Below are 22,512 nucleotides of genomic sequence, written 5' to 3'. Positions count from 1 at the left end.
AAGTCCTGATCCGTCCGCCGCCTAAGCCTTTGTCTATTCGGTGAATCGGAGGGAGATTGCTGTGACTGGCATTGAGTAGCTCAGGTCAAACCGGTGTGGATCGCAGCGGTTCATCTGCCTCCCTCCGATCGCCTGCGCAACCAAGACCTAGGTGTATTGGCCCGCAGGGTTGTTCACGCGGGTGATGGGTGGCTGGCCGCCGAGTGCGGTGTGGCAGCGGTGGTGGTTGTAGGTGTGCAGGAAGTCTGCCAGAGCTGCTGTTCGTTCGTCGTTGGTGGTGTAGGGCCGCTGGTAGGCCCATTCGTCGAGCAGGGTGCGGTTGAAGCGTTCGACCTTGCCGTTGGTCTGGGGCCGGTAGGCGCGGGTGAGCTTGCCGGTCGCGTCGAGGTCGGTTAGGGCCTGTTGCCAGGCGAAGCTTTTGCGGTAGGGCCAGGCGTTGTCGGTCAGGACCCGTTCGATGCGGTCGATGCCGATGGTTTGGAAGAAGACCGCGGCCCGGCGCAGGAAGGCCGCGCAGGTGGCGGCCTTCTCGACGCTGTGGATCTCGCTGTAGGCGAGGCGGGTGTGGTCGTCGACGGCGGAGTGGATGTAGTCGAAGCCCATGCCGCTGCGGGTGGCCCGGCCGGCTTGTCGGCCCAGGACCTTGTGGCCGCCGCCGTCGGGGATGCGGCCGAGCTTTTTGACGTCGACGTGGATGAGTTCGCCGGGACGGTCGCGTTCGTAGCGGCGGATGACCTGGCCGGTGGGCCGGTCCAGGAAGGCCAGCCGGTTCAGGCCATGGCGGGTGCGGATGCGGTGCACGGTGGAGGCGGGCAGGCCCAGGATCGGTCCGATGCGTGCCGGGCCGAGTTTGCGGTCCTGCCGCAGCCTGCAGACATGCGCCTCGGTGGAGGATGCGGTGCGGTGCGGTGTCCTGCGGGGACGGCTGGAGCGGTCGATGAGTCCGCTCTCGCCCTCGGACCGCCACCGCCGGATCCCTTGTGGGCTGTGGGACGGGAGATGCCCATTTCGGCGGCGACATGGGCGACGGGACGGCCGGAGCGGACACGTTCGACCAGCAGCCGCCTGCCGTGAACGGTCAGTCGGGCATTACGGTGGGACAAGAAGGCCTCCGTGCGGTGAAGATTCGACACCTCCACCACACACGGAGGCCTTCGCCATGATCAAGCCCGGCAAGCGTTAACAACGCTCGTGATCAATACACCTAGCAGGTCACACCGACCCCTCGAAGCGCAGGTCAGGAAGATTTTCCAATGAGTATCCGGCGTTCAGCCCGACTTGCGTCTTCTGTAATGTCACTCTCGAGTCCCCGCATATATACGGGCTTTCGTGTTCGATTTCAAGGAGTAGTGAACGCCGATCAATGCGATTCGGTGTGACCCTGAATAGCGCTACCGAGATCCCTAGTGGCGTCACTTCACTGCTTGCCGGTCAAGGTCGCGGAACGAACTGTCCCTGCTTCGGTGTTTGCAGGGATTGAAGCTGGAGGGCGGACTTACCGAAATCAATGCGACCTGATCATGCCGTCGACCGCGTCCTGACCCGCTCCAAATGCCCCCCGAACACCTCCTTCGCCTCCGGCGTCAGCGTCCGCAACGCCATCAGCGCCGTGATGGCGACATCACACAACTCCGCCTGCACGTCCTCCCACGTGTGTGTGACCCCCTTGCGGGGGTTCTGCCCCGTCGCCCCGATCACCGCCTCCGAGACCTCGCCGACCTCCTCGGAGAGTTTCAGGATGCGCAGGAGGAGGCCCTCGCGGCCCTCTACCGGGCGGTTGGTGTCGAGCCATTCCGACAAGGCGTCGATGGTGGACCAGAGGTCAGGGGCGGGGGTCTGATCGTTCATAGGGGCGCAGCCTGCCATGCGGGACTGACAACGCCCCGGGCCCCGGCCCCATCCGCCCCTACTCCATGTACTCCTCCTCGAACAACGCCTCCTGCTCCCCCTCCTTCGCCTTCCGCAGCCGCCTCGCCCGGGCCCCCACCACCACCGCCGTGCCCGCCGCCGTGGCCGCGAAGGCCGCTGGGATCATCCAGCCGCGGTTCACCGCGTGGCCGAGCAGGTGGTCCACGGAGAGGCGGCCCGGGCCGGTGATGGCCAGGCCCGCTGCCGTGAGGCCCAGTGTCGCCGCGTACTCGTAGCCGCCGCCCTGGTTGAAGAAGCCGTTCGGGGTGTGCACCGCCGCCGCTCCCGCCATCGCGCCGGCCGCCGCAGCTCCCGCGGCCGGGGTCGCCAGTCCCAGGGCCAGCAGCGTGCCGCCGCCCGTCTCCGCCAGGCCCGCCGCCGTCGCGCTCGTCTTGCCGGGGGAGTAGCCGACGGACTCCATGAACTGGCCGGTGCCCGAGATGCCGTGGCCGCCGAACCAGCCGAACAGCTTCTGCGTGCCGTGCGCCACCAGCACACCGCCCGCCCCCAGCCGGAGCAGCAGCAGACCCAGATCGCGTCGGTCGTTACGCCTCACGTCGTCTCCCGTAGCAGGTAGCAGGTAGCAGGTAGCAGGTAGCAGGTAGCAGGTAGCAGGTAGCAGGTAGCGAGTTGCAGGCAGCAGGAGCAGAGGAACTCCCCTTCGCGTTCTCACCGTCGCACCCCGTCACCGCCCACGACACCGGCGGGCCCCTCCCGGGGCGCCGTTCGGGTGGCACCGGTGGCGTGGGGCCGTGGTCGGTACGAGGCTGCTGGCATGACGATTCAGACCACGCGCCTCAGCGATCCGGTCGTCCGGGCCTTCGTGACCGCCGTGAACAACCACGACCGCGACAGCTTCATGGAGCTCCTCGCGCCGGGCGCGACCATGACCGACGACGGCTCGGACCGCGACCTCGACGACTGGGTCGACCGGGAGATCTTCTCCTCCCACGGCCACATGGAGGTCGACAACGAGTCCAACGGCGGCCGTTCCCTCATCGCCCGCTACAGCAACGACACCTGGGGCGAGATGCGCACCCGGTGGAGTTTCCAGGTGGACGACGACGGCCGGATCACGCGCTTCGAGACCGGGCAGGCCTGAGATTCCCGCACCGCCCCGCCCGGGATTCCCCTTACGCCCTGAGATCCTTTCACCCGCAAGGGCACGGATTCCTTTACCCGCAAGGGCTTGTCCTCGTGTGCACTCCAACTCCTAGCCTCCGGGCATGGAGACCACACGGCCGCTGGGACGCAGCGGCATCGAGGTGAGCGCCCTCGGCTTCGGCTGCTGGGCGATCGGCGGTGAATGGCAGGCCGCGGACGGGCAGCCGCTCGGCTGGGGCAAGGTCGACGACGAGGAGTCGGTGCGGGCGGTGCGGCGCGCCCTCGACCTGGGCGTCACCTTCTTCGACACCGCCGACACCTACGGCGCCGGGCACAGCGAACGCGTGCTGGGCCGGGCCCTCGGCAAGCGCAGGGCCGACGTCGTCGTCGCCACCAAGTGGGGCAACGTCTTCGACGAAGAGACCCGCACGCTGACCGGCAGTGACGACTCTCCGGCCTATCTGCGTCGCGCGCTGACCGCCTCCCTGCGCCGGCTCGGCACCGACTACGTCGACCTCTACCAGTTCCACCTCTCCGACGCCGATCCCGAGCAGGCCGCCCCGCTCCGGGATGCGTGCGAGGAACTGGTCCGCGAAGGGCTGATACGGGCCTACGCGTGGAGCACCGACGACCCCGCTCGCGCCGCCGTGTTCGCCGAGGGGCCGCACTGCGCCGCCGTCCAGCACGCCCTCAACGTCCTGACCGACGCGCCCGCGATGCTCGCGCTGTGCGAGGAGGCCGGCCTCGCGAGCATCAACCGCAGTCCGCTCGCCATGGGGCTGCTCAGCGGGAAGCGCCGGGACCGGCAGCCGTTGGAGGCCGGTGACATCCGCAGCAGGCCCCCGGCCTGGCTGCAAGGCTTCAATGACGGGTCCGGTGCCGACCCGGAGTGGCTCGCCCGCGTCGACGCCCTCAGGGACGTCCTCACCAGCGAGGGCCGTACCCCCGCCCAGGGCGCCCTGGCCTGGCTGTGGGCGCGCAGCACACGCACGGTGCCCATCCCCGGTTTCCGGTCGGTCGCCCAGGCGGAGGAGAACGCGGGGGCGCTGGAGAAGGGGGCATTGTCCGCAGAGCAGCTCGCAGAGGTCGACCGGCTCCTCGGGCGGTGACCTTGCGAAACCTTGGGGCAGTCCTTGAACGTTCCGGGCACGCCGGCGCCGCTGCGCTTCGTACCGTCGCGGGATGCGTGACTCAGCCCGGCTGTCCCGGCGGACCCTCCTCGCCCTGGCCGCCGCGGCCCCCGTGGCCGCTGCACCCCGTCCCGTGCTCGGCGGCGACCGTCTCGGCCGCGACACCGTGCAGGTGGGCAGCACCACCGGACTGCCCCGGCGGCTCACCGCCCGTTCCTGGCTTGTCGCGGATCAGGACAGCGGTGAGGTGCTGGCCGCCTGCCGGGCGCACCGGCGGCTGCCGCCCGCGTCCACGTTGAAGATGCTGTTCGCCGACACGGTGCTCGACCGGTTCCCGCGCGGCGGCCGGCACACCGTCACCGCCGCCGACCTCGCCGGCATCCCGGCGGGCTCCAGCCTCGTCGGTATCCGGGCCGGAACCACGTACACCGTCGACCAGCTCTGGCAGGGCGTCTTCCTGCGCTCGGGGAACGACGCCGTGCACGTCCTCGCCCACATGAACGGCGGTGTGGCGAAAACCGTCGCCGCCATGCAGGCCAGGGCGCGGGAACTGCAGGCGCTGGACACGCACGTAGTCAGCCCGGACGGCTTCGACCACCCCGGGCAGCTGTCCTCGGCGTACGACCTGACCCTCTTCGCGCGGCAGGGGCTGCGCGACCCCGGGTTCCGCGCCTACTGCCGGACCCGGACCGCACAGTTCCCGGCCGGGGGCGGGAAGACGTTCCAGATCCAGAACACCGACCGGCTGCTGAGCGGAACCTGGGGCCTGCGGCCGTATCCGGGGCTGATCGGCGTCAAGAACGGCTACACCAGCGACGCCGGCAACACCTTCACCGGTGCCGCCACTCGGGCCGGGCGCACCCTGCTCGTCACCGTCATGCACCCCGCCGACCGTGCCGAAGCCGTCTACGAGGAGGCCGCCGCACTGCTCGACTGGGGCTTCGCACACGGTGCTTCGGCACGGCCGGTGGGTGTGCTGGTCGAGCCGGTGATCGAGGGGCAGGGGGCGGAGGCCGGGCCGAGGAACGGCCCCACCGCGTTGCACGCGGTAACCCACGGGCCCTCGACCGGGCGGCTGCTGGAAGGCGCCGGGACGGCGGTGGCGCTCCTGGCGGGCGGGGCCTGGGCACTGCGCCGGCGCATGACACCCGGGCGAGCGAGGGGACGGCACAGTAAGTGACGCGTCCTCGTGGCGCCTTCCGGCACGCTCATCCTGACGCGGCCCCGCAACGCCCCCCGTGACGCAAACCGGCCCCGCAACGTCCCCCCGGTGACGCAGACCGGCCCCGACACATCCGGTCCTTGATGTGAGCGGCAGTCGTTCCACGCGCACCGGTGCGTACTCCGCGGTCCGTCGCGGAATCCACCCCCACCCGGTGCCGTGGAACGACTGCCGCCTCCCCCCTGGATGTGGCCTGCGGAAGCGCCCTGCTCCAACTGTGAAGCTTTGGTGTAGGAGAGTTGAGCATAAGCTCCCTACCGGCCGCAATGGGTCGGAGGTTCCTATTCCGTTTGTGCAGGTTGACGAGTTGACGAATTCTGCCGCGCGCTCAGCCGCGGCCGACGTACGGCATCGCCGTCGCCAGTACGGTCGCGAACTGCACGTTCGCCTCCAGCGGCAGTTCGGCCATGTGCCGTACCGTGCGGGCCACGTCCGCGACGTCCATCACCGGTTCCGGGGCTACTTCCCCGTTCGCCTGCAGCGCTCCCGTCTGCATACGGGACGTCATGTCGGTGGCCGCGTTGCCGATGTCGATCTGCCCCACCGCGATCCCGTACGGCCGTCCGTCCAGGGAGAGGGACTTCGTCAGGCCGGTCAGGGCGTGCTTCGTCGCCGTGTAGGCCACCGACATCGGGCGGGGCGTGTGCGCGGAGATCGAGCCGTTGTTGATGATCCGGCCGCCCCGCGGGTCCTGCTCCTTCATCTGCCGGTACGCCGCCTGCGCGCACAGGAACGCCCCGTTGAGGTTCGTGTCCACCACGTGCCGCCAGGCCTCGTAGGGCAGTTCCTCGACCGGCACACCGCCGGGGCCGAACGTACCCGCGTTGTTGAACAGCAGGTCGACCCGGCCGAAGCGCTCCACGGTGGCGGCGAACAGGGCGCTGACGTCCTCGGGGTGGGAGACGTCCGTGCGTACCGCCAGGGACGCGGCCCCGGGTACCAGCGCCGCCGTCTCCTCCAGTGTCTCCACGCGCCGGCCCGCCAACGCCACCGACCACCCCGCGCGCAGCAGTTCCACGGCGACCGCCCGGCCGATCCCGGAACCCGCGCCGGTCACCACCGCGATTGCATTGTCCTTGGCATTCATGGGCCCGCAGCGTACGGGAGCCGAACCCCTGCCCCCGTACGCCCGATCAAGGCCTCACGCCGACGTGAGTTCCGGCTCGCCCGCCTCGTCGGGGTAGCGGACGCCGACACGGGCCCGGATCGCGTCCAGCGTGCGCATCACGGCGAGCGTGCCGTCGAGCGGGACCAGCGGGGACTCCGTTTCGCCGGCGCGCAGGGCCCGCATCACCTCCAGCGCCTCGTGGCGCATGCTGTTGCGCGGCCCGTCCGCCGGATCGGCCGTGAACTCCTCGGCGTCGCGGCCGTCCCGGTGCAGGACGAAACGGTCCGGGAAGAAGAAGCCGTGCGGGATGTCGATCCGGCCCCGGGAGCCGGTGACCGACGCCGAGGTCGCCGTACCGCCCACGATGGAGCAGTGCACCGAACCGAGGGCGCCGCTGTCGTACGTGAGCACCGCCGCCGTCTGGAGGTCGACCCCCTCCTCGGAGAGCACGGCCCGCGCCACGACGTCCGACGGCTCCCCGAGCAGCAGCTGCGCGAACGACACCGGATACACACCGAGATCGAGCAGCGCGCCACCGCCCAGCTCCGGGTTCCGCAGCCGGTGCGAGGGCGGGAAGGGGCCGGCCAGCCCGAAGTCGGCCTGGACGCTGCGCACCTCGCCGATCGCCCCGTCGTCGACCAGTGCCTTGAGCCGCCGTACCAGCGGGTTGCAGTACATCCACATCGCCTCCATCAGGAAGCGCCCGTGCTCACGCGCCAGCGCGACGAGTTCCCCGGCCTCGCGCACGTTCAGCGTGAACGGCTTCTCGCACAGGACGTTCCGCCCGGCCGCGAGGCACAGGCCGGCGGCGGTGCGGTGGGCCGTGTGCGGGGTGGCGACGTAGACGACATCGATGTCCTCGTCCTGCGCGAGCTGGTTCCAGTCGCCGTAGGCCCGGGGTATCCCGAACCGCTCCGCGAACGCCTTCGCCGACTCCTCGGACCGGGACGCGACCGCCACGACCTCCGCGTCCGGCAGGTCGATCAGGTCCGCGGTGAACGCACCCGCGATACCGCCGGTCGCCAGGACTCCCCACCGCACTGTGTCCGCCGTCATACCCGCCCCGCCTTCACCTTGTGACCCCGAGCACTGCGTACGAGCTGAGAGCATAGGTGGCGATCGACTCGGAGAGGGAGGGACTCATGCCCGAGGGTGGGGCGTCCATATCGAAGACCGCCCAGGAGGCCGCTGCCGGGACGGAGCGGCCCGGCAGGACAGCGCACCGCCGCACCGGGCTCCTGGTCACCTTCCTGCTCGGAAGCCTGACCGCCGTGCCCCCGCTGGCGATGGACATGTACCTCCCGTCCCTGCCGGAGGTCACCCGTTCCCTGCACGCGCCCGCCGCGACCGTCCAACTCACGCTCACCGCCTGCCTGGCCGGCATGGCGCTCGGGCAGCTGGTGGTCGGGCCGATGAGCGACCGCTGGGGGCGCCGCCGCCCGCTGCTCGCCGGGCTCGCCGTCTTCGTCGTCGCCACCGTCCTGTGCGCGCTCGCGCCCACCGTGGAGACGCTGGTCGCCTTCCGGCTGGCCCAGGGGCTCGCGGGCGCCGCCGCCATCGTCATCGCCCGGGCCGTCGTCCGCGACCTCTACGACGGCATGGCCATGGCCCGCTTCTTCTCCACCCTCATGCTGATCTCCGGCGTCGCCCCGATCGTGGCGCCCCTCATCGGCGGGCAGGTCCTGCGCGTGACCGACTGGCGGGGCGTGTTCGTCGTCCTCACCGCCATCGGCCTGCTGATCGGGGTCCTGGTCTGGACGAGGCTGCCCGAGACGCTGGAGCCCGCCGAGCGGCACGGCGGCGGTGTCGGCGAGGCGCTGCGCGCGATGCGCGGCCTGCTCGCCGACCGCGCCTTCGCCGGCTACATGCTCACCGGCGGCTTCGCCTTCGCCGCCCTCTTCGCCTACATCTCGGCGTCCCCGTTCGTCATCCAGGAGATCTACGGCGCGTCCCCGCAGACGTTCAGCCTGCTGTTCGGCGTCAACTCGGTCGGGCTGGTCGTCGTCGGCCAGATCAACGGCAAGATCCTGGTCGGCCGGGTCAGCCTCGACCGGGTGCTGGGCATCGGCCTCACGATCGTCATCACCGCCGCGACCGCGCTGCTGCTGATGTCCCTCGGCGTCTTCGGCGAGGTCGGTCTGGTGCCGGTCGCCGCCGCGCTGTTCGTGCTGATGTCCGCGATGGGCATCACCCTGCCCAACACCCAGGCCCTCGCCCTGATGCGCACCAAGCACGCGGCGGGCTCCGCGTCGGCCCTCCTCGGCACGTCCTCCTTCCTCATCGGCGCGATCGCCTCCCCGCTCGTCGGCGTCGCCGGGGAGGACACCGCCCTCCCGATGGCCGTCGTCCAACTGGCCGCCGCACTGGTGGCACTGGCCTGCTTCATGGGAATGTGCCGACCCTGGAAGCAGGAGAGCAGCCGCGCGAGCGTGGAGGGAGCAGTCAGCTGAGCGCACCCAGACTGCGCGACGGCACGCCGGAGCGGGCCGGACTCGACCCGGGGGAACTGCGTCACCTCGTCCGGGAGGTCCACGTCCTCACCACCGGCCAGCGCCCCTGGGCACCGGGCGCGGTCCTCGTCGTCGGACGTGGCCCGGTGATCGCGGTCGAGGAGGCGGCGGGCTGGGCCGTCCGCTACTCGGCCTACGACCCCGACGCCGACGCCGGAGTGGAGCTGCCTCCGGAGCAACGGGTCCCGATGACCGTCGGCACACCCTTCGACCTGGCGTCCCTCACCAAACTGTTCACGTCCGTGGCCGCCGTGCAGCAGATCGAGCGGGGGACGCTCGGCATGGACGCGCGGGTCGGGGCGTACCTGCCCGACTTCACGGCGGCCGCCCGGCACGGCATCACCGTACGGCAGCTGCTCACGCACACCTCCGGGCTGCGGCCCGAACTCCCGCTCTACGACTGTGCCGACGACGCGCAGCGGCTGGCCACGCTCCGGGCGGAGCCGCCGGTGGGCGTGCCGGGCACGTACTGCTACTCCGACCTGAACATGCTGCTCCTGCAGTACGTCCTGGAGCGCATCACCGGCCGCACGCTCGACGTCCTGATCCGCGACGGCATCACCCGGCCCCTGGGCATGACGGCGACGGATTTCGGGCCCTGCCCGGGCGCCGCGGCGACGGAGGACCAGCGGCGGCCCTGGGCCAAGGCGGACCGGGGCATGCTGCGGGGCGAGGTCCACGACGAGAACGCCTGGGCGCTCGGGGGCGTGGCCGGGCACGCGGGGCTGTTCTCCACCGGCCGGGACCTCGCGGTGTTCTGCCGCACTCTCCTCGCCGGCGGCTCGCACGGCCCGGCCCGCATCCTCGGCCCCGACTTCGTCGAGCTCCTCTTCACCCCGCCGGGCCTCGGCTTCTCCCTCGACCAGCCGTGGTTCATGGGCGACCTGGCGGGCCGCGGCGCGGCGGGCCACACCGGCTTCACGGGCACGTCCCTCGTCCTGGACCCGGCCACGGACACGTTCCTGATCCTGCTCACCAACGCGGTCCACCCGCGCCGCCGCCGCCCGGACAACGCCCCGAGAGCGGCGGCGGCGTCGCGGGTGGCGCGGGCGGTGCGGTGAGTTCTTGCGCCGGGGAGGGGGAAAGGGCGTGGGGGTGTGCGCAGCGTCTTCGGTGAGGGACGGGGGGCGCCGTTCCGTTGTGCGAGTGGTGCTCGTGTGAGTGCGCGGGCGGCGGAGGACGGCAACAGGCTGCGTAGGGACGGGACGATTCCTGCCTGTGGCGGGCACCGTGGGCCGGCCCGCGCACGGGCGAACAGCGCTCGCGGACCCGGAGCCTCGTTCCTCGCGCGTACGGCCTCGCGCTGCCCGTTCCCTCCCGCGGGCGCGCCCCCGCACCCCGGCACGCCTCGTAGAATCGCCGGGTGAACGCCCCCGCACCCCCGGCCGAAAACCTCCGTGCCGCCCTCGCCGGTCTGCTCGACGGGCTGCCGCCCCGGCAGGCCTCGCAGGCGGTCGAGCGGCTGATCGCCAGCTACCGGGGGGCCACCCCGACCGACGCCCCCATCCTCCGGGACCGGGCCGACGTCGCCGCCTACGCCGCCTACCGGATGCCCGCGACCTTCGAGGCCGTGCGCTCCGCGCTGGAGGCGTTCGCCGAGGCCGTGCCCGAGTGGGTGCCCGGCGGGCACACCGACCTCGGCGGCGGCACCGGTGCCGCCGCCTGGGCCGTGAGCGCGGTCTGGGGCGGGGAGCGGCCCGTCACCGTGCTCGACTGGGCGGAACCCGCCCTCGCCCTGGGGCGCGAGATCGCCTCGGCCAACCCGGAGCTGAAGGACGTCCGCTGGCAGCGCTCCCGGATCGGGGCGGCCCTGACCCTGGAGAGCACGGACCTCGTCACCGTGTCCTACGTCCTGAACGAGCTGACCGCGGGGGACCGCACCGCCCTCGTCGACGCCGCAGCGGCCGCCGCACAGGCCGTCGTGATCGTCGAACCCGGCACCCCCGACGGCTACGCCCGCCTCATCGAGGCCCGGGACCGGCTGATCACCGCCGGTTTCCGGATCGCCGCCCCGTGCCCGCACAGCGCCGCCTGCCCCATCGCCCCCGGCACGGACTGGTGCCACTTCTCCGCCCGGGTCAGCCGCTCCTCTCTGCACCGCCAGGTCAAGGGCGGCTCCCTCGCGTACGAGGACGAGAAGTTCGCCTACGTCGCCGCCGCCCGTTTCCCCGTCGACCCCGCTCCCTCCCGGGTCGTCCGGCGCCCCCAGATCCGCAAGGGCCAGGTCCTCCTCGACCTGTGCGAGAGCGAACCGTCCCTCCGTCGCGCCACCGTCACCAAACGCCACGGCGACCTGTACAAGGCCGCCCGGGACGCCGACTGGGGAGACGCCTGGCCGCCCTCCTGAGCTTCTGTCAGGTACGCATAAGATCAACATCGCGCCCTCGGGCGTGCACCACGTGTACCACTGAAACGGGAGGAACCTTGAAGAAACTGCTGATCGCTCCGCTGGCGGTGGCGGCCCTGGCCCTGGCCGCCTTCGTGCCGAGCGCCTCCGGCACGGCGACGGCCGGGAGCGACGACATGGCGACCGTCGCGGCGACGGCGCAGTGCAAGAGCCTCACGGCCCTGTCGACCGTTCACGTCCGCAAGTCGGCCAGCACCGGGTCCACCAGCCTGCGCCTTTGGTACAAGGGCACCAAGGGCTGCGACATCAAGGGCGTCGACGGCGGCTCGTACAAGAACACCTGCGGGATAGACAGCTACCACTACTGGCGCAAGGTCAACTACCGCGGCACCGTGGGCTACGTGCCCAACGTGTGCGTCAAGTACTCCTGACCCGCCCAGCGGACCAGCATGTCCTCCGCCGACGCCCGGTCGGCGGGGGACAGGTCCGCGAGGTCGGCGCCGTGATTGCCGCCCGGCACCCACAGCAGCCGTGAGTCCGGGCCGCCAGGGTGGAAGTGCTCGGCGACGGCGGGGTCCTGGGTGCCGTTGACGAACAGCAGCCGGCTGCCGCGCCGCCGGACCCAGCGGTCGATGTCGGGCATGGCGGCCCGGTCGAAGCGCAGGGGGACGTCCCGGGGGACGAAACTGCGCGGCTCGGCGGCGCCCGGATGGCGGAGCAGGTCCGCGAGGTGGGCGGTGGGGAGGCCGACATACCCCAGCTGGGTGCCGATCTGGTACCAGTACGGGACGTAGTTCCGGGCCGTCGTGTCGGCGTACAGCGCCAGGCCCGTCGTGTCGTCCAGCCAGGCGTACAGCTCGTCGGCCGTCGCCCCGGGGCCTGGGATCGCGGCGATGTCGGCCGGGGTGCCGCGCTGCCAGAACATGAGCGGCACGCGCAGGACGGCGATCTCCAGGGCCTTGTCGGCGCTGCCGACGAGCCGGAAGGTGTCGCCGGTGGCGGACGCCCAGGCCTCGTAACGGGCGCCCAGCTCGCCCCGGCGCAGCAGGATCGACCGCTGGGCCGCCTGAAGGGCCTCCCGGGCGGCGGGGGTGCCGACCGTCTCGAGGAAACGCAGATACGCGGAGTCGTCGCGGTCGTCGACGTTGTTCGGGGCCGAGTGGACCACTGTGCCGTTCACGTCGTGGGGATGGAAGCGGCGGTGGTAGACGCTCGCCATGCCGCCCTTGCTGCTGCCGGTGGAGATCCACGCGCCGGGGTAGAGGCGGCGGAAGAGCCGGACGACGCGATGGTGGTCGTCGGCGGCCTGCCGGACGGTGAGGTGGGTGTAGCCGGAGTCCGCCGGGCGTGAGGTGCCGAAGTAACGGTGCTCGACCTGGAGCTGGTTGGCGCCGAGCAGGACAGCCGGTTCGGTCCGGCGTGGGGAAAGGACCGCCTGGTAGCCCGTGCTGAACAGCACGGTGGGGCGGTCGGCGGACGTGTGCAGCAGGGTGAGGCGCTGCTCGAAGGTGCCGGCGGCCGGGTTCGTGTGGTCGACCGGCTGGCGCAGACCCAGCACGAAGTGGCGGTATCCCGGTTCGGCGTCGTGCCGCTCCTCGACCAGGCGCAGGCCGGGCAGGGCCCGCAGCGTGTCGGCCACGTCGACGTCCTCGGGGCGGGTCGTGGCCGCCGCCCGAGCGAGGGGGGCCGTCGTGCCGGCGAGGCCCGCCGTCGGAACGGCCGTGGCCGCCGTGGTGAGCAGCCGCCGTCTGGTCCATGCGGTCATGAGCCGAGTCCTCCCGGGTGTCCGTGGGGCGGGTGTCCGCCGGTCGCGGGCCGCGACCGCCTTCAGTACATCCGCCGGACCGTCCGGGAGGATCCCGCGCGAGGGGGTCCGCTCTCCCCCACATGGGGGAGGCTCATGACGCCGTGCCCGCCGTGCCCCCTTCCTGGGTCTCCTGCTGCTGCCCCTTCTCCTTGAGCTTCCGCAGCAGCTCGCGCTTCTGGGCCTGCGGGTCGAGACCGCCGCCGATCCGGCCGCCCCGGCCGCCGCCGCGCAGCTCCCTGCGGCCGAGGTTCTTGCGCGATCCGCCGACGCCCAGCATGTTTCCGGCTCCGCCTCGGGCCATTTCGGGCTCCTTCCGTGGTCATCACCTTCGGGCGACGAGACGGTTCGTCTCGTGCGTATGGTTTATTGTTCGCGAGACGGTCCGTCTTGTCAACCTGATAAATTCGGCCCATGGCCGTCCAGAAGTCCACCCAGCCCACACCAGGCAAGCCCGCCCCCGACTCCACCCGGCGCAGCGAGAAGTCCCGCCGTGCCATCTACGACGCCGCCCTCGCGCTCGTTGTCGAGGTCGGCTACCCGAAGACCACCATCGAGGGCATCGCCGCCCGCGCCGGCGTCGGCAAGCAGACGATCTACCGCTGGTGGTCGTCCAAGGCGGACGTCCTGATGGAGGCGTTCCTCGACCTGGCCGAGATGTCCCTGCGGGAGGACGGGCCGACGCCGAACACCTTCCCGGACACCGGCGACCTCGCCGCCGACGTCAAGGGCGTGCTGCGCGCCACCGTCGACCAGATGAACGACCCCAGGTTCGACGTGCCCTGCCGCGCGCTGGCCGCCGAGGGCGTCGTCAACGAGCAGCTCGGGCGCGAGCTCGTGGCCAAGCTGATGCAGCCCTCACTCGACCTCTACATCGGCCGGCTGCGCGCCGCGCAGGACGCGGGTCAGGTGCGGCCCGAGGTCGACCCGCGCATCGCCCTGGAGCTGTTCATCTCCCCGCTAGCCCAGCGCTGGCTCCAGCACACGGGCCCGATCTCCCACGAGTACACCGACACCCTCGTCGACTACGCCCTTCACGGCTTGGCCCCGCGCTGAGCCGCCCGGGCCAGGCGCCCCGGCGCGTCCGTGATCACACCGTCGCAGCCCAGCGCCAGCACCCGGTCCCGCTGCGCGTCCGTCACCACGGTGTGCGCCCACACCCGCGCGATCCCCGAGTTCACCGCCCGCGCCAGGTCCGCGTCGCGCGCCCGGTGGTCCACGTCCAGCAGGTCCACGTACGACCGCCAGCGCTCCGGGCGGTCCGTGCGCAGCTGCTGCGCCGAGCGCCACAACTGCGAGAGCAGGCCGAGGCGGTGGACGCGCCGGGCCACCTCGGGGTCGTTGGAGTTCACGAACACCGAGCGGGTCAGGCCGCGGGACCGGATCATTTCGGCCAACCGGTCGAGGCCGTGCGGGTCCTTCGCCTCCAGCATCAGTACGATCCGCCCGCCGAAACGATCCAGCACCTCGGCGACCGTCGGCGGCCGCTCCGACCGCCAGCTCCCCGGGAGCCTGTCCTTCGGGCGCAGCCGTACGCCCCGCCACTCCCGGGCGTCCAGGCCGCGCACCGCGCCGCCCAGGTAGGTCGTGCGGTTCAGGGTCTCGTCGTGGAACACCACCGGCGTGCCGTCGCGCAGCAGCCGGGTGTCGAAGTCCAGCACCTGCGCCGTCCCCCGCTCGTAGGCGGCCGCCAGTCCGGCCATGCTGTTCTCGGGGACCTCACGGGCACCGCCGCGGTGCGCGACGTAGGTGATCCGGGGCAGGGCGGCCACGGTCAGCGGGCCCGCGCCCCACTCCAGCGGGGCCGGGGCGCGGTCGCCGGGTCCCGACAGGGCCAGCGAGACCACGGACGCCACGGAGGCCAGACCCGACAACGCGATCCTTGTGACCATGGCGAACACGGTAGGACGCCATGTCATGTCAAAGCGGGCAATGACACCCGGTCGCGGTGGAGAGCGGGGGCCGCGGTTCTCCCGTTGTCCGACGTCCGGTGCGTGCCGGCCGACGTCCGGTGCGTGCCGGCCGTGCGCGGTGCGTGCCGTCTGCTCCGGTGTCGTGTGGTGTGCCCTTGCCCGTGCGTCACCCGCCGTGCGTCGCCCGCCGTGCGTCGTCCGGTGCGTCCCGTCTGTCCCGTGCGTCGCACGGTGTGCGGTGCGTCCCACCTGTCCTGGATGTGGGCACTGGCCCCCCGGTGAGCGGGAAGATGGGACGATGAGGCATGCTGTTCGGCACGACGGCGAGGCGAGGGGATAGATGAGCGCGGAGTTCGGCGGCCGGAGCGGCCTGCAGGGCAAACTCACCCAGTGGCTGCGCGCCGGGCGCCGGCCGAAGGAGACCGCCGGGGACGGCGGCCGTGAGGCCCTGCTGCTCGCCGCCGCCGACGCGGGACTGCCCCTCGCGCCCGCCGCCCACCCGGCCGGCTACCGCTGCTCCTGCGACCGGGTCGGCTGTCCCACCCCCGCCCGGCACCCGGTGTCCTTCGCCTGGCAGACGCAGTCGACCACCGACCGCGCCCAGATCGAGCGCTGGGCCCGCCATCAGCCGCAGGCCAACTTCATCACCGCGACCGGCATGGTGCACGACGTCCTCGACGTGCCCCTCGACGCCGGTCGCGACGCGTTGGAGCGGCTGCTCGCCGCCGGTGTCGAGGTCGGGCCGGTCGCCGAGAGCGACGACGGCCGCCTGCTCTTCTTCACGGCCACCCGCGGTACGCCCGAGGACGAGGACGAGTGGTGGCCGTGCGAACTGGACTGCCACCCCGAGACGATGGACGAACACCCCGGGCTGCGCTGGCACTGCCGGGGCTCCTACGTCCTCGTACCGCCCGCGCGACTGCCCGGCGAGGAGCAGGCGGTGCGGTGGGTGCGCGGGCCCGAGCACGCCCTGCCGGATCCGCTGAACCTGCTGGAGGTGCTCACGGAGGTCTGTGGGCGGTACGTGGGTGAGGACACCGGCCGGGCCGGCGAGACGGCGTGGCCCCTGCGGCACTGAGGCCGGTCCGCGGCCTGGCCGTGAGTACCGCCGGGTGGTGAGGCGACCGGGTCCTGCAGGCCTGGGTTACGAGCCCTCCGCCGAGGTGAGTCCCTGGATCCTGCCCAGGATCGTCACCTTGCCCGGGCCCTTGGGGTCCAGCGCCACCTCGTTGGAGACGAACTCCATCGTGAGGGACTGCTTGATCTCGCCCTTCGTCAGGGCCAGGACGTCCTTGTTGGGGGCGGGGACGGACGTGCCGGCGTAGGCGGTCTGCTTCTCGTAGTGGCGGGTGGTGAAGAACACCAGTGCCCCGCCGTCCGTCGTGCGCAGCGCCAGCGGTGCGTAGTCGCCGTTCGTCAGCGGCTCGTCGATGTACTGGGTGACCATGCCCGGCTTCTTGCCGTTCTTCTCGCGCAGGGCACGCCACTGGCTGGTGTGGGCGCCGTCCGCGAAGGTCTCTCCGCCGCTCTTCAGGTACGTCGCGTACGTCCGGCTCAGGTCGCCGGGGTCGGTGGCCAGGTCGGTGGAGTTCACGGGGACGGACTCGGCCCAGCCGTCGGCGTCCTTCTTGAACTGCGGGACCTTGTCCGGGGCGACGAGCGTCAGGTACGCCACCTGGAAGGGGTCGTCCAGGCTGCTGCGGGTGAAGACCAGGAGCCAGCGGGCGGTACCGCCCTTGTTTCCGGCCGCGTCGGCGACGAACCAGCGGGGCCAGCCGGCCTTCTTCGGGATCGTGAACTTCGCGTCCGTCAGCCGCAGCGGGGTGTGGCGCGGGTTGCCGTCCGGGTTGTTCGCCTTCCCGGCCTTGAGGCGGGCCGAGTCGATGTCGGCGAGGGCGCCCGTGGTGTGTTCGGCGTCCAGGGCGCCGTCGTAGGCCTTGTCGGCCTCGTTGTACGCGGTCGTGAACTCCTGGAGGGCCTGGGCGGCTTCGGCGCGGGTCGTGGACGGCAGGATCTCCCGTTCGCCGTGCACGACGACGCATCCACTGGCCGTCAGCGACAAAGCGGTCGCCGAGGTTGCTATGAGGGCGCTCCGGGCGGGCCTGCGGAGCGTTCGAGGATCGCGATCCCTGCTCATCGGGTACCTTCACCTTCCCCTTTCCGGAGGCGAACCCTACCGGGTGCCTCCGGCGGTCGGGCCGCGGGTGGGGTGGTCGTCCGCTTCGTCCGACGCGGGGTGGTGGGGCGCGGGTGCTTCGGCCGTTGCCGGGTGGGGGTGCGCGTCTTCGTCTGACGCCGTGTGGGGGTGCGCTTGTTCGCCTTCGCGTTGGGGTGGGTCGGGGCCGCGTCGGGGGGTGTCCGTCCTCGGAACGGCGCGATCGACTTGCGTGCCGACTGACTGACGTTGACGCGCCAACCGCTGCGGGCGGACACCCCCCGACACGTCCCCTTCCGTACGACCGCGGGTGCGGCAGCGTCGTGGCTCGCGCCGCAGACCCCACCACCCCAGCTGCGGGCATGCGTGACGCTGCGCGCTTGAGGGAAGGGTGGGCGCAGCGGCACCCCGCTACGCCGGGTTGCGGACCCACCCGGCCTCAGTGTGAGCGGCGGTGCGTTGTCACGCCTTGTCTCGTACCGGAGTCGGGGCCGCGGTCCTGGGCGGTGCCAGGAACAGGGCCAGGGTCGGGATCAAGTACAGGAGCCAGACCGCTACTTGGAGGATGGTGGGGTCGGGCTGGAAGTTGAACACGCCCTTGAGGAGCGTGCCGTACCAGCTGTCCGGGGGGATCGTGCCGGAGATGTCGAAGGCCTTGTCGGTGAGGCCGGGCAGGAAGTCGGCCTCCTGCAGGTCGTGGAAGCCGTAGGCCAGGACGCCGGCCGCGACGACCACCAGCATGCCGCCGGTCCACGTGAAGAACTTCGCCAGGTTGATGCGCAGCGCGCCCCGGTAGAACAGCCAGCCCAGGAAGACCGCCGTGAGGAGGCCGAGGGCGACGCCCAGCAGGGGGCGTGGTGTGCCGTCGCTCGCCGCGTGGACCGACGCCCAGACGAACAGGGCCGTTTCCAGACCCTCCCGGCCCACCGCGAGGAACGCCGTGGCGACCAGCGCGCCGGTGCCCATCGCCAGGGCCGCGTCGAGCCGGCCGTGCAGTTCCGACTTCAGGTGGCGGGCCGTGCGGCGCATCCAGAACACCATCCACGTCACCAGGCCGACCGCGAGGATGGAGAGGGAGCCGCCGAGCGCCTCCTGGGCCTGGAACGTCAGTTCCTGGGAGCCGAATTCGAGGGCGCAGCCGAAGCCGAACGCGAGGGCGATCGCCACGGCTATGCCGGCCCAGATCGGCTTGAGGGCGTCCTTGCGGCCGGTCTTGACGAGGTAGGCGATGAGGATGCAGACGACGAGGCTCGCCTCCAGGCCCTCGCGCAGACCGATCAGGTAGTTGGAGAACACCGGCTCAGGCCTCCTTGGAGAACAGCGTGCGGCCCCACCAGTCGTCCTTGTCGCGGACCCCCGGCGGGACGGCGAAGAGGGCCGAACCCACGTGCTGGATGTACTCGTTGAGCGCGTCCGCGGCCAGGCTGCGCTGGATGGGGATGAATCCCTTGCGGACGTCGCGCTGGTAGGCCAGGAAGAACAGGCCCGCGTCCAGGCGGCCGAGGCCGTCCGTGCCGTCGGTGAAGGAGTAGCCGCGGCGCAGGATCGTCGCCCCGTGGTTGCTGTCGGGGTGCGCGAGCCGCACGTGCGCGTCGGGCTTCATCGCCTTCAGGAACGGCTCGTCGCGCTCCTTGGCCTTGCCGACCGGGGCGCCCTCGCCCTTGTCACGGCCGAAGATGTCCTCCTGCTCCTGCAGCGAGGTGCGGTCCCAGGTCTCGATGTGCATGCGGATGCGGCGGGCCACCAGGTAGCTGCCGCCCGCCATCCAGGCCGGTTCGTCCTTCTCGCCCACCCAGACGAACTTCTTCAGACGGTCCGTCTCCGTGCCCGCGATGTTGCGGGTGCCGTCCTTGAAACCCATCAGGTTGCGCGGGGTCTGCGCCTCGGGCGTGGTGGAGGAGGTCTTGCCGAAGCCGAGCTGCGACCACTTGATGACGACCTTGCCGAAGCCGATGCGCGCGAGGTTGCGGACGGCGTGCACGGCGACCTGGGGGTCGTCGGCGCAGGCCTGGATGCACAGGTCGCCGCCGCTGCGGTTCTTGTCGAGGTTGTCGCCCGCGAACTTCGGCAGGTCGACCAGGGCCTCCGGGCGGCTGTCCGTGAGGCCGAACTTCTCGAACAGGGACGGGCCGAAGCCGATCGTGAGGGTCAGCCGGGAGGGCTTCAGGCCCAGTGCCTCGCCTGTGTCGTCCGGTGGCGCCTCGGCCAGGCCGCCGTAGGCACCCTCGCCGACCGGGTGGCCGGACGTCATGCGCCGGGCCGCCTCGGTCCAGTCCTTCAGGAGTTGTACGAAGGCCTCACGGTCGTCGGTCGTCACGTCGAACGCTGCGAAGTGCAGACGGTCCTGGACCGGGGTGGCGATGCCCGCCTGGTGGGGACCGTGGAAGGCGATCGCCGATCCGGCCGCCGGTGCGGCGTCGTCCTCGGTGCGGGCCATCGCCACCGCGCCGCCCGCCGCGGCCGCGCCGAGCGCCAGGCCCGCGCCGCCCCAGCCGAGCAGGGAACGGCGGCTGGGGGAGGAGGAGTTGGTGTCCGTCATCGCTACTTCACCACCGCCGCGGCGAGCTTCGACAGCGGCTCCGCCAGGGCGTTGACCGCGTCCGAGAGCTCCTTGCGGTCGGCCTTGCCGACCTTGTCGTAGGAGGTGAAGTCGTACGACGTGCTGTTCGGGCGGTACTGGTCGAGCAGCTTGTCCAGGGCCGCGAACTGCTCGTCGAGCTCGGTGACGAGGGCCGCGTCGTTCTCCTTGGCGACCGGCTTCAGCAGGTCGTAGGACTTCTGCGCGCCTTCGACGTTGGCCTTGAAGTCGACCAGGTCGGTGTGCGAGTAGCGCTCCTCCTCGCCGGTGACCTTGCCGGTGGCGACCTCGTCGAGGAGTTCCTTGGCGCCGTTGGCCATGGACGTGGGGGTGATGTCGGCCTTGCCGACCCGGGCCTGCCAGTCCTTGAGGTCCTTGATCAGCAGGTCGGCGAGGTCCTTCTCGCGGTCGCCGATCTTCTTGTCCTGCCAGAGGGCCTTCTCCAGGCGGTGCCAGCCGGTCCAGTCGGTGGCCGGGTCCTGGCCGTCCTCCAGACCGTCCTCGCGGACGTCGACCTTGGGGTCGATGTCGCCGAACGACTCGGCGACCGGCTCGGTGCGCTCCCAGCCGATGCGGGAGGGGGCGTAGGCCTTCTTCGCCGCCTCGATGTCGCCGTCCTTGACGGCCTTGGCGAACGCCTCGGCCTTCGGCAGCGTCTCGTCGGCCTGCGCCTGCGCGTAGGCGCGGTAGGCGGCGACGGCCTTGTCCAGGCGCGGGTCGCGCTTGACGGCCTTGCCGCCGGTGGCCTTGACGGCCTGGCGGATGCCGTCGCCCTTCATGCCGGGCTTGCAGGCGATCTGGTACTCGCCGGCCTTCACCTCGGCGGTGACCCGCTGCTTGGTGCCGGGGCCTATGTTCTCCCGCTCCGTGACCACGCGGTCGTCGGGGAAGAGGACGTAGACCTCGGTGACCTTGGAGCCCTTGTTCTCGACGGCCAGCTCGACGTGCCCGGCCGGGAACTCCTTCTTGGACACCTGGCACTTGTCGTCGGTCGCCGTCACGTTGATCACGTGGTCGCCGTCCTTGGCGTCGCTCTTCTCGGTGCAGCCGGTCACGGCGGCCAGGGCCGCCGCGGCGGCGATGACGACGGAAGCGGGACGGGCGGGTCGCATGTGGGCTCCAGGAGACAGGAAGGTGAGGCTCACCTAAGGGCAGCACATAAGGATTACCTAAGTGGCTCAAAATCGCTCCCATGATTGGGTCAAGGGAAGGTCAAAGGTCGCGATTCGGCGCCTCGGCGTCCACTGTCTGCGTCGACATGTCCGGCGCACCGGAGCGTGACGTGGTGCGCACACGTCATGACGGCGCCCTCCTCGTGCTCCACCTGGCCACCGCGTCACCGGTGTGCGCCCTTGCCTGGGGCGACCCGTCCACTCGGGCGATGTTTGAATTCCCCTCGTGACTGACTACGACGTGCTCCGCGTCTTCTGCGGGCCGAACGGTGGGTACGGCAACGAGCTCGGGGTCGTGCGCGAGGGTTCCGTGATGCCGGAGCGGGACGAGCGGCAGGCGTTCGCGGCGAAAGTGGGGTTCAGCGAGACCGTGTTCGTCGACGACCCCGAGCGCGGGGTGATCGACATCTACACGCCCACCCTGCGGATGCCCTTCGCCGGGCATCCTTGCGTCGGAACGGCATGGCTGCTCGACGTGCCCGAACTGGTGACGCCCGCCGGTGTGGTCGGCGCCCGGCAGGACGGGGAGTTCTGCTGGATCGAGGCCCGGGCCGAGTGGGTGTCGCCGCGGACGCTGCGGCAGTACGGCAGCGCCGCCGAGGTCGACGACCTGACCGTGCCGCCGCCGGGGGAGTGGGTGTACGCCTGGGCGTGGGAGGACGAGCCGGCCGGGCGGATCCGGGCCCGCGCCTTCCCCGGCCGGGGCGACGGCATCGACGAGGACGAGGCGACGGGGGCCGCGGCCCTGCTGCTCACCGACCGACTGGGCCGGGCCCTCAACATCACCCAGGGAGCGGGCTCCCAGATCCTCACCGCGCCCCAGCCCGGCGGATGGACCGAGGTCGGCGGACGCGTCCACCTCGAACGCTGACCCGGACGGAGCGCTTCCGAGCGGCTGGGCCCCTGCCGTTCACGCCGTGAGGGGGGACTCCGTGCCCAGCGCCTCGAACATGCCGTTGTTCAGCTCGTACGCCCGCTTGCACTCGGCCACGACCCGCTGCCGCTCCAGCTCGTCACCGGGCAGAGCGTCCAGCAAATCGCAGTAACTCCGCTTGAAGGCGGCCGGGTTGGGGATCTCCTCGAAGACGTAGAAGCGCACCCCGTCGCCCTTCCTCGGGAATCCCCACGTCTTCTCGGCCGTGTCGCGGATGATCTGCCCGCCGGAGAGGTCGCCCATGTAGCGGGTGTAGTGGTGGGCGACGTAACCGGCCGGCCAGGTGCGGGCGCATGCGCTGATCCGCTCCGCGTACTCCAGGGTGGCCGGCAGTGCGCTGACCGTCGTCCGCCAGCCGGGGCCGCGCAGATGCTCCAGGTCCCGCTCCAGCGCCGCCATGCGGAACAGCTCCGGACGGACGAAGGGGCCGGCCACCGGGTCCGCGGCCAGCAGCCGGGCGCCGGACTCCAGCGCCCCGTACACGAACCACAACTGCTCCGTGTAGCGCGCGAAGGCGTCGACCCCCAGCTTGCGTCCCAGCAGGTCACCGATGAAGGTCGAGCCACGGACCTCCTCGTGCTGCTCGCGGGAAGCCGTCCGAAGAAGCGTCGAGAAGGATTCCATGCG

General features: G+C 71.5%; 22 protein-coding genes and 1 pseudogene. 10 read left to right on the top strand and 13 right to left on the bottom strand.

Going from position 1 to position 22,512, the window contains the following annotated elements:
• Window positions 1-147: 147 nt before the first annotated feature.
• From AB0B29_RS00620 to AB0B29_RS00610, 3 genes and pseudogenes are all read right to left on the bottom strand, one after another.
• A pseudogene (locus AB0B29_RS00620) lies at window positions 148-1,103 on the bottom strand (IS481 family transposase).
• Window positions 1,104-1,518: 415 nt separating this feature from the next.
• Window positions 1,519-1,848: a MazG-like family protein gene (locus AB0B29_RS00615; RefSeq protein WP_362232049.1), complete on the bottom strand. Its 330-nt coding sequence runs from the start codon at window positions 1,846-1,848 to the stop codon at window positions 1,519-1,521.
• 58 nt (window positions 1,849-1,906) lie between these two features.
• Window positions 1,907-2,464 (bottom strand): DoxX family protein, encoded by a 558-nt coding sequence (locus AB0B29_RS00610; RefSeq protein ID WP_362232046.1) that lies wholly within the window; start codon window positions 2,462-2,464, stop codon window positions 1,907-1,909.
• Between the two features lie 219 nt (window positions 2,465-2,683).
• Here AB0B29_RS00610 and AB0B29_RS00605 point away from each other — a divergent pair, with 219 nt between their 5' ends.
• The 3 genes from AB0B29_RS00605 to AB0B29_RS00595 all read left to right on the top strand — a co-directional run bounded on the left by AB0B29_RS00605 (window position 2,684) and on the right by AB0B29_RS00595 (window position 5,322).
• The gene (locus tag AB0B29_RS00605) at window positions 2,684-3,010 is read left to right on the top strand and encodes a nuclear transport factor 2 family protein (RefSeq protein ID WP_362232043.1); all 327 of its coding nucleotides are present in this window, start codon (window positions 2,684-2,686) and stop codon (window positions 3,008-3,010) included.
• A gap of 124 nt (window positions 3,011-3,134) precedes the next feature.
• Window positions 3,135-4,121 (top strand): aldo/keto reductase, encoded by a 987-nt coding sequence (locus tag AB0B29_RS00600; protein ID WP_362232040.1) that lies wholly within the window; start codon window positions 3,135-3,137, stop codon window positions 4,119-4,121.
• A gap of 73 nt (window positions 4,122-4,194) precedes the next feature.
• Complete coding sequence (locus tag AB0B29_RS00595; RefSeq protein ID WP_362232038.1) at window positions 4,195-5,322, top strand: D-alanyl-D-alanine carboxypeptidase family protein; 1,128 nt, start codon at window positions 4,195-4,197, stop codon at window positions 5,320-5,322.
• Window positions 5,323-5,692: 370 nt separating this feature from the next.
• Here the strand turns inward: AB0B29_RS00595 and AB0B29_RS00590 are convergent, their stop codons facing one another.
• A complete protein-coding gene (locus AB0B29_RS00590) occupies window positions 5,693-6,451 on the bottom strand; it encodes an SDR family oxidoreductase (protein WP_362232035.1) in 759 nt (252 codons plus the stop codon).
• Between the two features lie 54 nt (window positions 6,452-6,505).
• Window positions 6,506-7,528, bottom strand: coding sequence for a Gfo/Idh/MocA family protein (locus AB0B29_RS00585; RefSeq protein ID WP_362232032.1), 1,023 nt, complete (start codon window positions 7,526-7,528; stop codon window positions 6,506-6,508).
• Between the two features lie 86 nt (window positions 7,529-7,614).
• Between AB0B29_RS00585 and AB0B29_RS00580 the strand changes: the two genes are divergently transcribed.
• The 4 genes from AB0B29_RS00580 to AB0B29_RS00565 all read left to right on the top strand — a co-directional run bounded on the left by AB0B29_RS00580 (window position 7,615) and on the right by AB0B29_RS00565 (window position 11,760).
• The gene (locus AB0B29_RS00580; RefSeq protein WP_362232030.1) at window positions 7,615-8,922 is read left to right on the top strand and encodes a multidrug effflux MFS transporter; all 1,308 of its coding nucleotides are present in this window, start codon (window positions 7,615-7,617) and stop codon (window positions 8,920-8,922) included.
• Window positions 8,865-10,043, top strand: a complete 1,179-nt coding sequence (locus AB0B29_RS00575; RefSeq protein WP_362232027.1) for a serine hydrolase domain-containing protein — start codon at window positions 8,865-8,867, stop codon at window positions 10,041-10,043. Before AB0B29_RS00580 ends, AB0B29_RS00575 begins: the two co-directional genes overlap by 58 nt.
• Window positions 10,044-10,345: 302 nt before the next feature.
• Window positions 10,346-11,329, top strand: coding sequence for a small ribosomal subunit Rsm22 family protein (locus tag AB0B29_RS00570; RefSeq protein WP_362232024.1), 984 nt, complete (start codon window positions 10,346-10,348; stop codon window positions 11,327-11,329).
• Window positions 11,330-11,406: 77 nt separating this feature from the next.
• Window positions 11,407-11,760 carry a hypothetical protein gene (locus AB0B29_RS00565; RefSeq protein WP_362232022.1) on the top strand — a complete coding sequence of 118 codons (354 nt, stop codon included), beginning with the start codon at window positions 11,407-11,409 and terminating at the stop codon, window positions 11,758-11,760.
• On the opposite strand, the gene AB0B29_RS00560 is transcribed toward AB0B29_RS00565, so the two are convergent.
• The gene (locus AB0B29_RS00560) at window positions 11,727-13,094 is read right to left on the bottom strand and encodes a S28 family serine protease (RefSeq protein WP_362232019.1); all 1,368 of its coding nucleotides are present in this window, start codon (window positions 13,092-13,094) and stop codon (window positions 11,727-11,729) included. The two genes, AB0B29_RS00565 and AB0B29_RS00560, sit on opposite strands and share 34 nt — an antisense overlap.
• Before the next feature lie 133 nt (window positions 13,095-13,227).
• Window positions 13,228-13,437 carry a DUF6243 family protein gene (locus tag AB0B29_RS00555; RefSeq protein ID WP_362232017.1) on the bottom strand — a complete coding sequence of 70 codons (210 nt, stop codon included), beginning with the start codon at window positions 13,435-13,437 and terminating at the stop codon, window positions 13,228-13,230.
• Window positions 13,438-13,547: 110 nt separating this feature from the next.
• Between AB0B29_RS00555 and AB0B29_RS00550 the strand changes: the two genes are divergently transcribed.
• On the top strand, window positions 13,548-14,189 hold the full coding sequence (locus AB0B29_RS00550) for a TetR/AcrR family transcriptional regulator (protein WP_362232014.1): 642 nt from the start codon (window positions 13,548-13,550) through the stop codon (window positions 14,187-14,189).
• Here the strand turns inward: AB0B29_RS00550 and AB0B29_RS00545 are convergent.
• Entirely contained in the window at window positions 14,168-15,025 is an 858-nt protein-coding gene (locus AB0B29_RS00545) for a glycerophosphodiester phosphodiesterase (RefSeq protein WP_362232011.1), read from the bottom strand. The genes AB0B29_RS00550 and AB0B29_RS00545 overlap by 22 nt on opposite strands.
• Window positions 15,026-15,386: 361 nt before the next feature.
• Between AB0B29_RS00545 and AB0B29_RS00540 the strand changes: the two genes are divergently transcribed.
• Window positions 15,387-16,124, top strand: coding sequence for a bifunctional DNA primase/polymerase (locus AB0B29_RS00540; RefSeq protein WP_362232008.1), 738 nt, complete (start codon window positions 15,387-15,389; stop codon window positions 16,122-16,124).
• A 66-nt stretch (window positions 16,125-16,190) separates the two neighbouring features.
• Here AB0B29_RS00540 and AB0B29_RS00535 read toward each other — a convergent pair whose 3' ends face one another.
• The 4 genes from AB0B29_RS00535 to efeO all read right to left on the bottom strand — a co-directional run bounded on the left by AB0B29_RS00535 (window position 16,191) and on the right by efeO (window position 20,891).
• A complete protein-coding gene (locus AB0B29_RS00535) occupies window positions 16,191-17,183 on the bottom strand; it encodes a hypothetical protein (protein ID WP_362232005.1) in 993 nt (330 codons plus the stop codon).
• 480 nt (window positions 17,184-17,663) lie between these two features.
• Complete coding sequence (gene efeU / locus AB0B29_RS00530) at window positions 17,664-18,497, bottom strand: iron uptake transporter permease EfeU (protein WP_362232002.1); 834 nt, start codon at window positions 18,495-18,497, stop codon at window positions 17,664-17,666.
• Window positions 18,498-18,501: 4 nt separating this feature from the next.
• The gene (gene efeB, locus AB0B29_RS00525) at window positions 18,502-19,740 is read right to left on the bottom strand and encodes an iron uptake transporter deferrochelatase/peroxidase subunit (protein WP_362232000.1); all 1,239 of its coding nucleotides are present in this window, start codon (window positions 19,738-19,740) and stop codon (window positions 18,502-18,504) included.
• 2 nt (window positions 19,741-19,742) lie between these two features.
• The gene (efeO, locus tag AB0B29_RS00520; RefSeq protein WP_362231998.1) at window positions 19,743-20,891 is read right to left on the bottom strand and encodes an iron uptake system protein EfeO; all 1,149 of its coding nucleotides are present in this window, start codon (window positions 20,889-20,891) and stop codon (window positions 19,743-19,745) included.
• A gap of 286 nt (window positions 20,892-21,177) precedes the next feature.
• Between efeO and AB0B29_RS00515 the strand changes: the two genes are divergently transcribed.
• The gene (locus AB0B29_RS00515) at window positions 21,178-21,822 is read left to right on the top strand and encodes a PhzF family phenazine biosynthesis protein (protein WP_362231995.1); all 645 of its coding nucleotides are present in this window, start codon (window positions 21,178-21,180) and stop codon (window positions 21,820-21,822) included.
• A gap of 39 nt (window positions 21,823-21,861) precedes the next feature.
• Here AB0B29_RS00515 and AB0B29_RS00510 read toward each other — a convergent pair whose 3' ends face one another.
• Window positions 21,862-22,509, bottom strand: coding sequence for a heme oxygenase (biliverdin-producing) (locus tag AB0B29_RS00510; RefSeq protein ID WP_362231992.1), 648 nt, complete (start codon window positions 22,507-22,509; stop codon window positions 21,862-21,864).
• Between the last annotated feature and the right edge of the window lie 3 nt (window positions 22,510-22,512).

It is taken from the genome of Streptomyces tibetensis (assembly GCF_040647715.1).
Lineage (GTDB): Bacteria > Actinomycetota > Actinomycetes > Streptomycetales > Streptomycetaceae > Streptomyces > Streptomyces tibetensis_A.
Note: the sequence above shows the minus strand (reverse complement) of the source record. Positions and strands in the feature narration are given on the sequence as shown.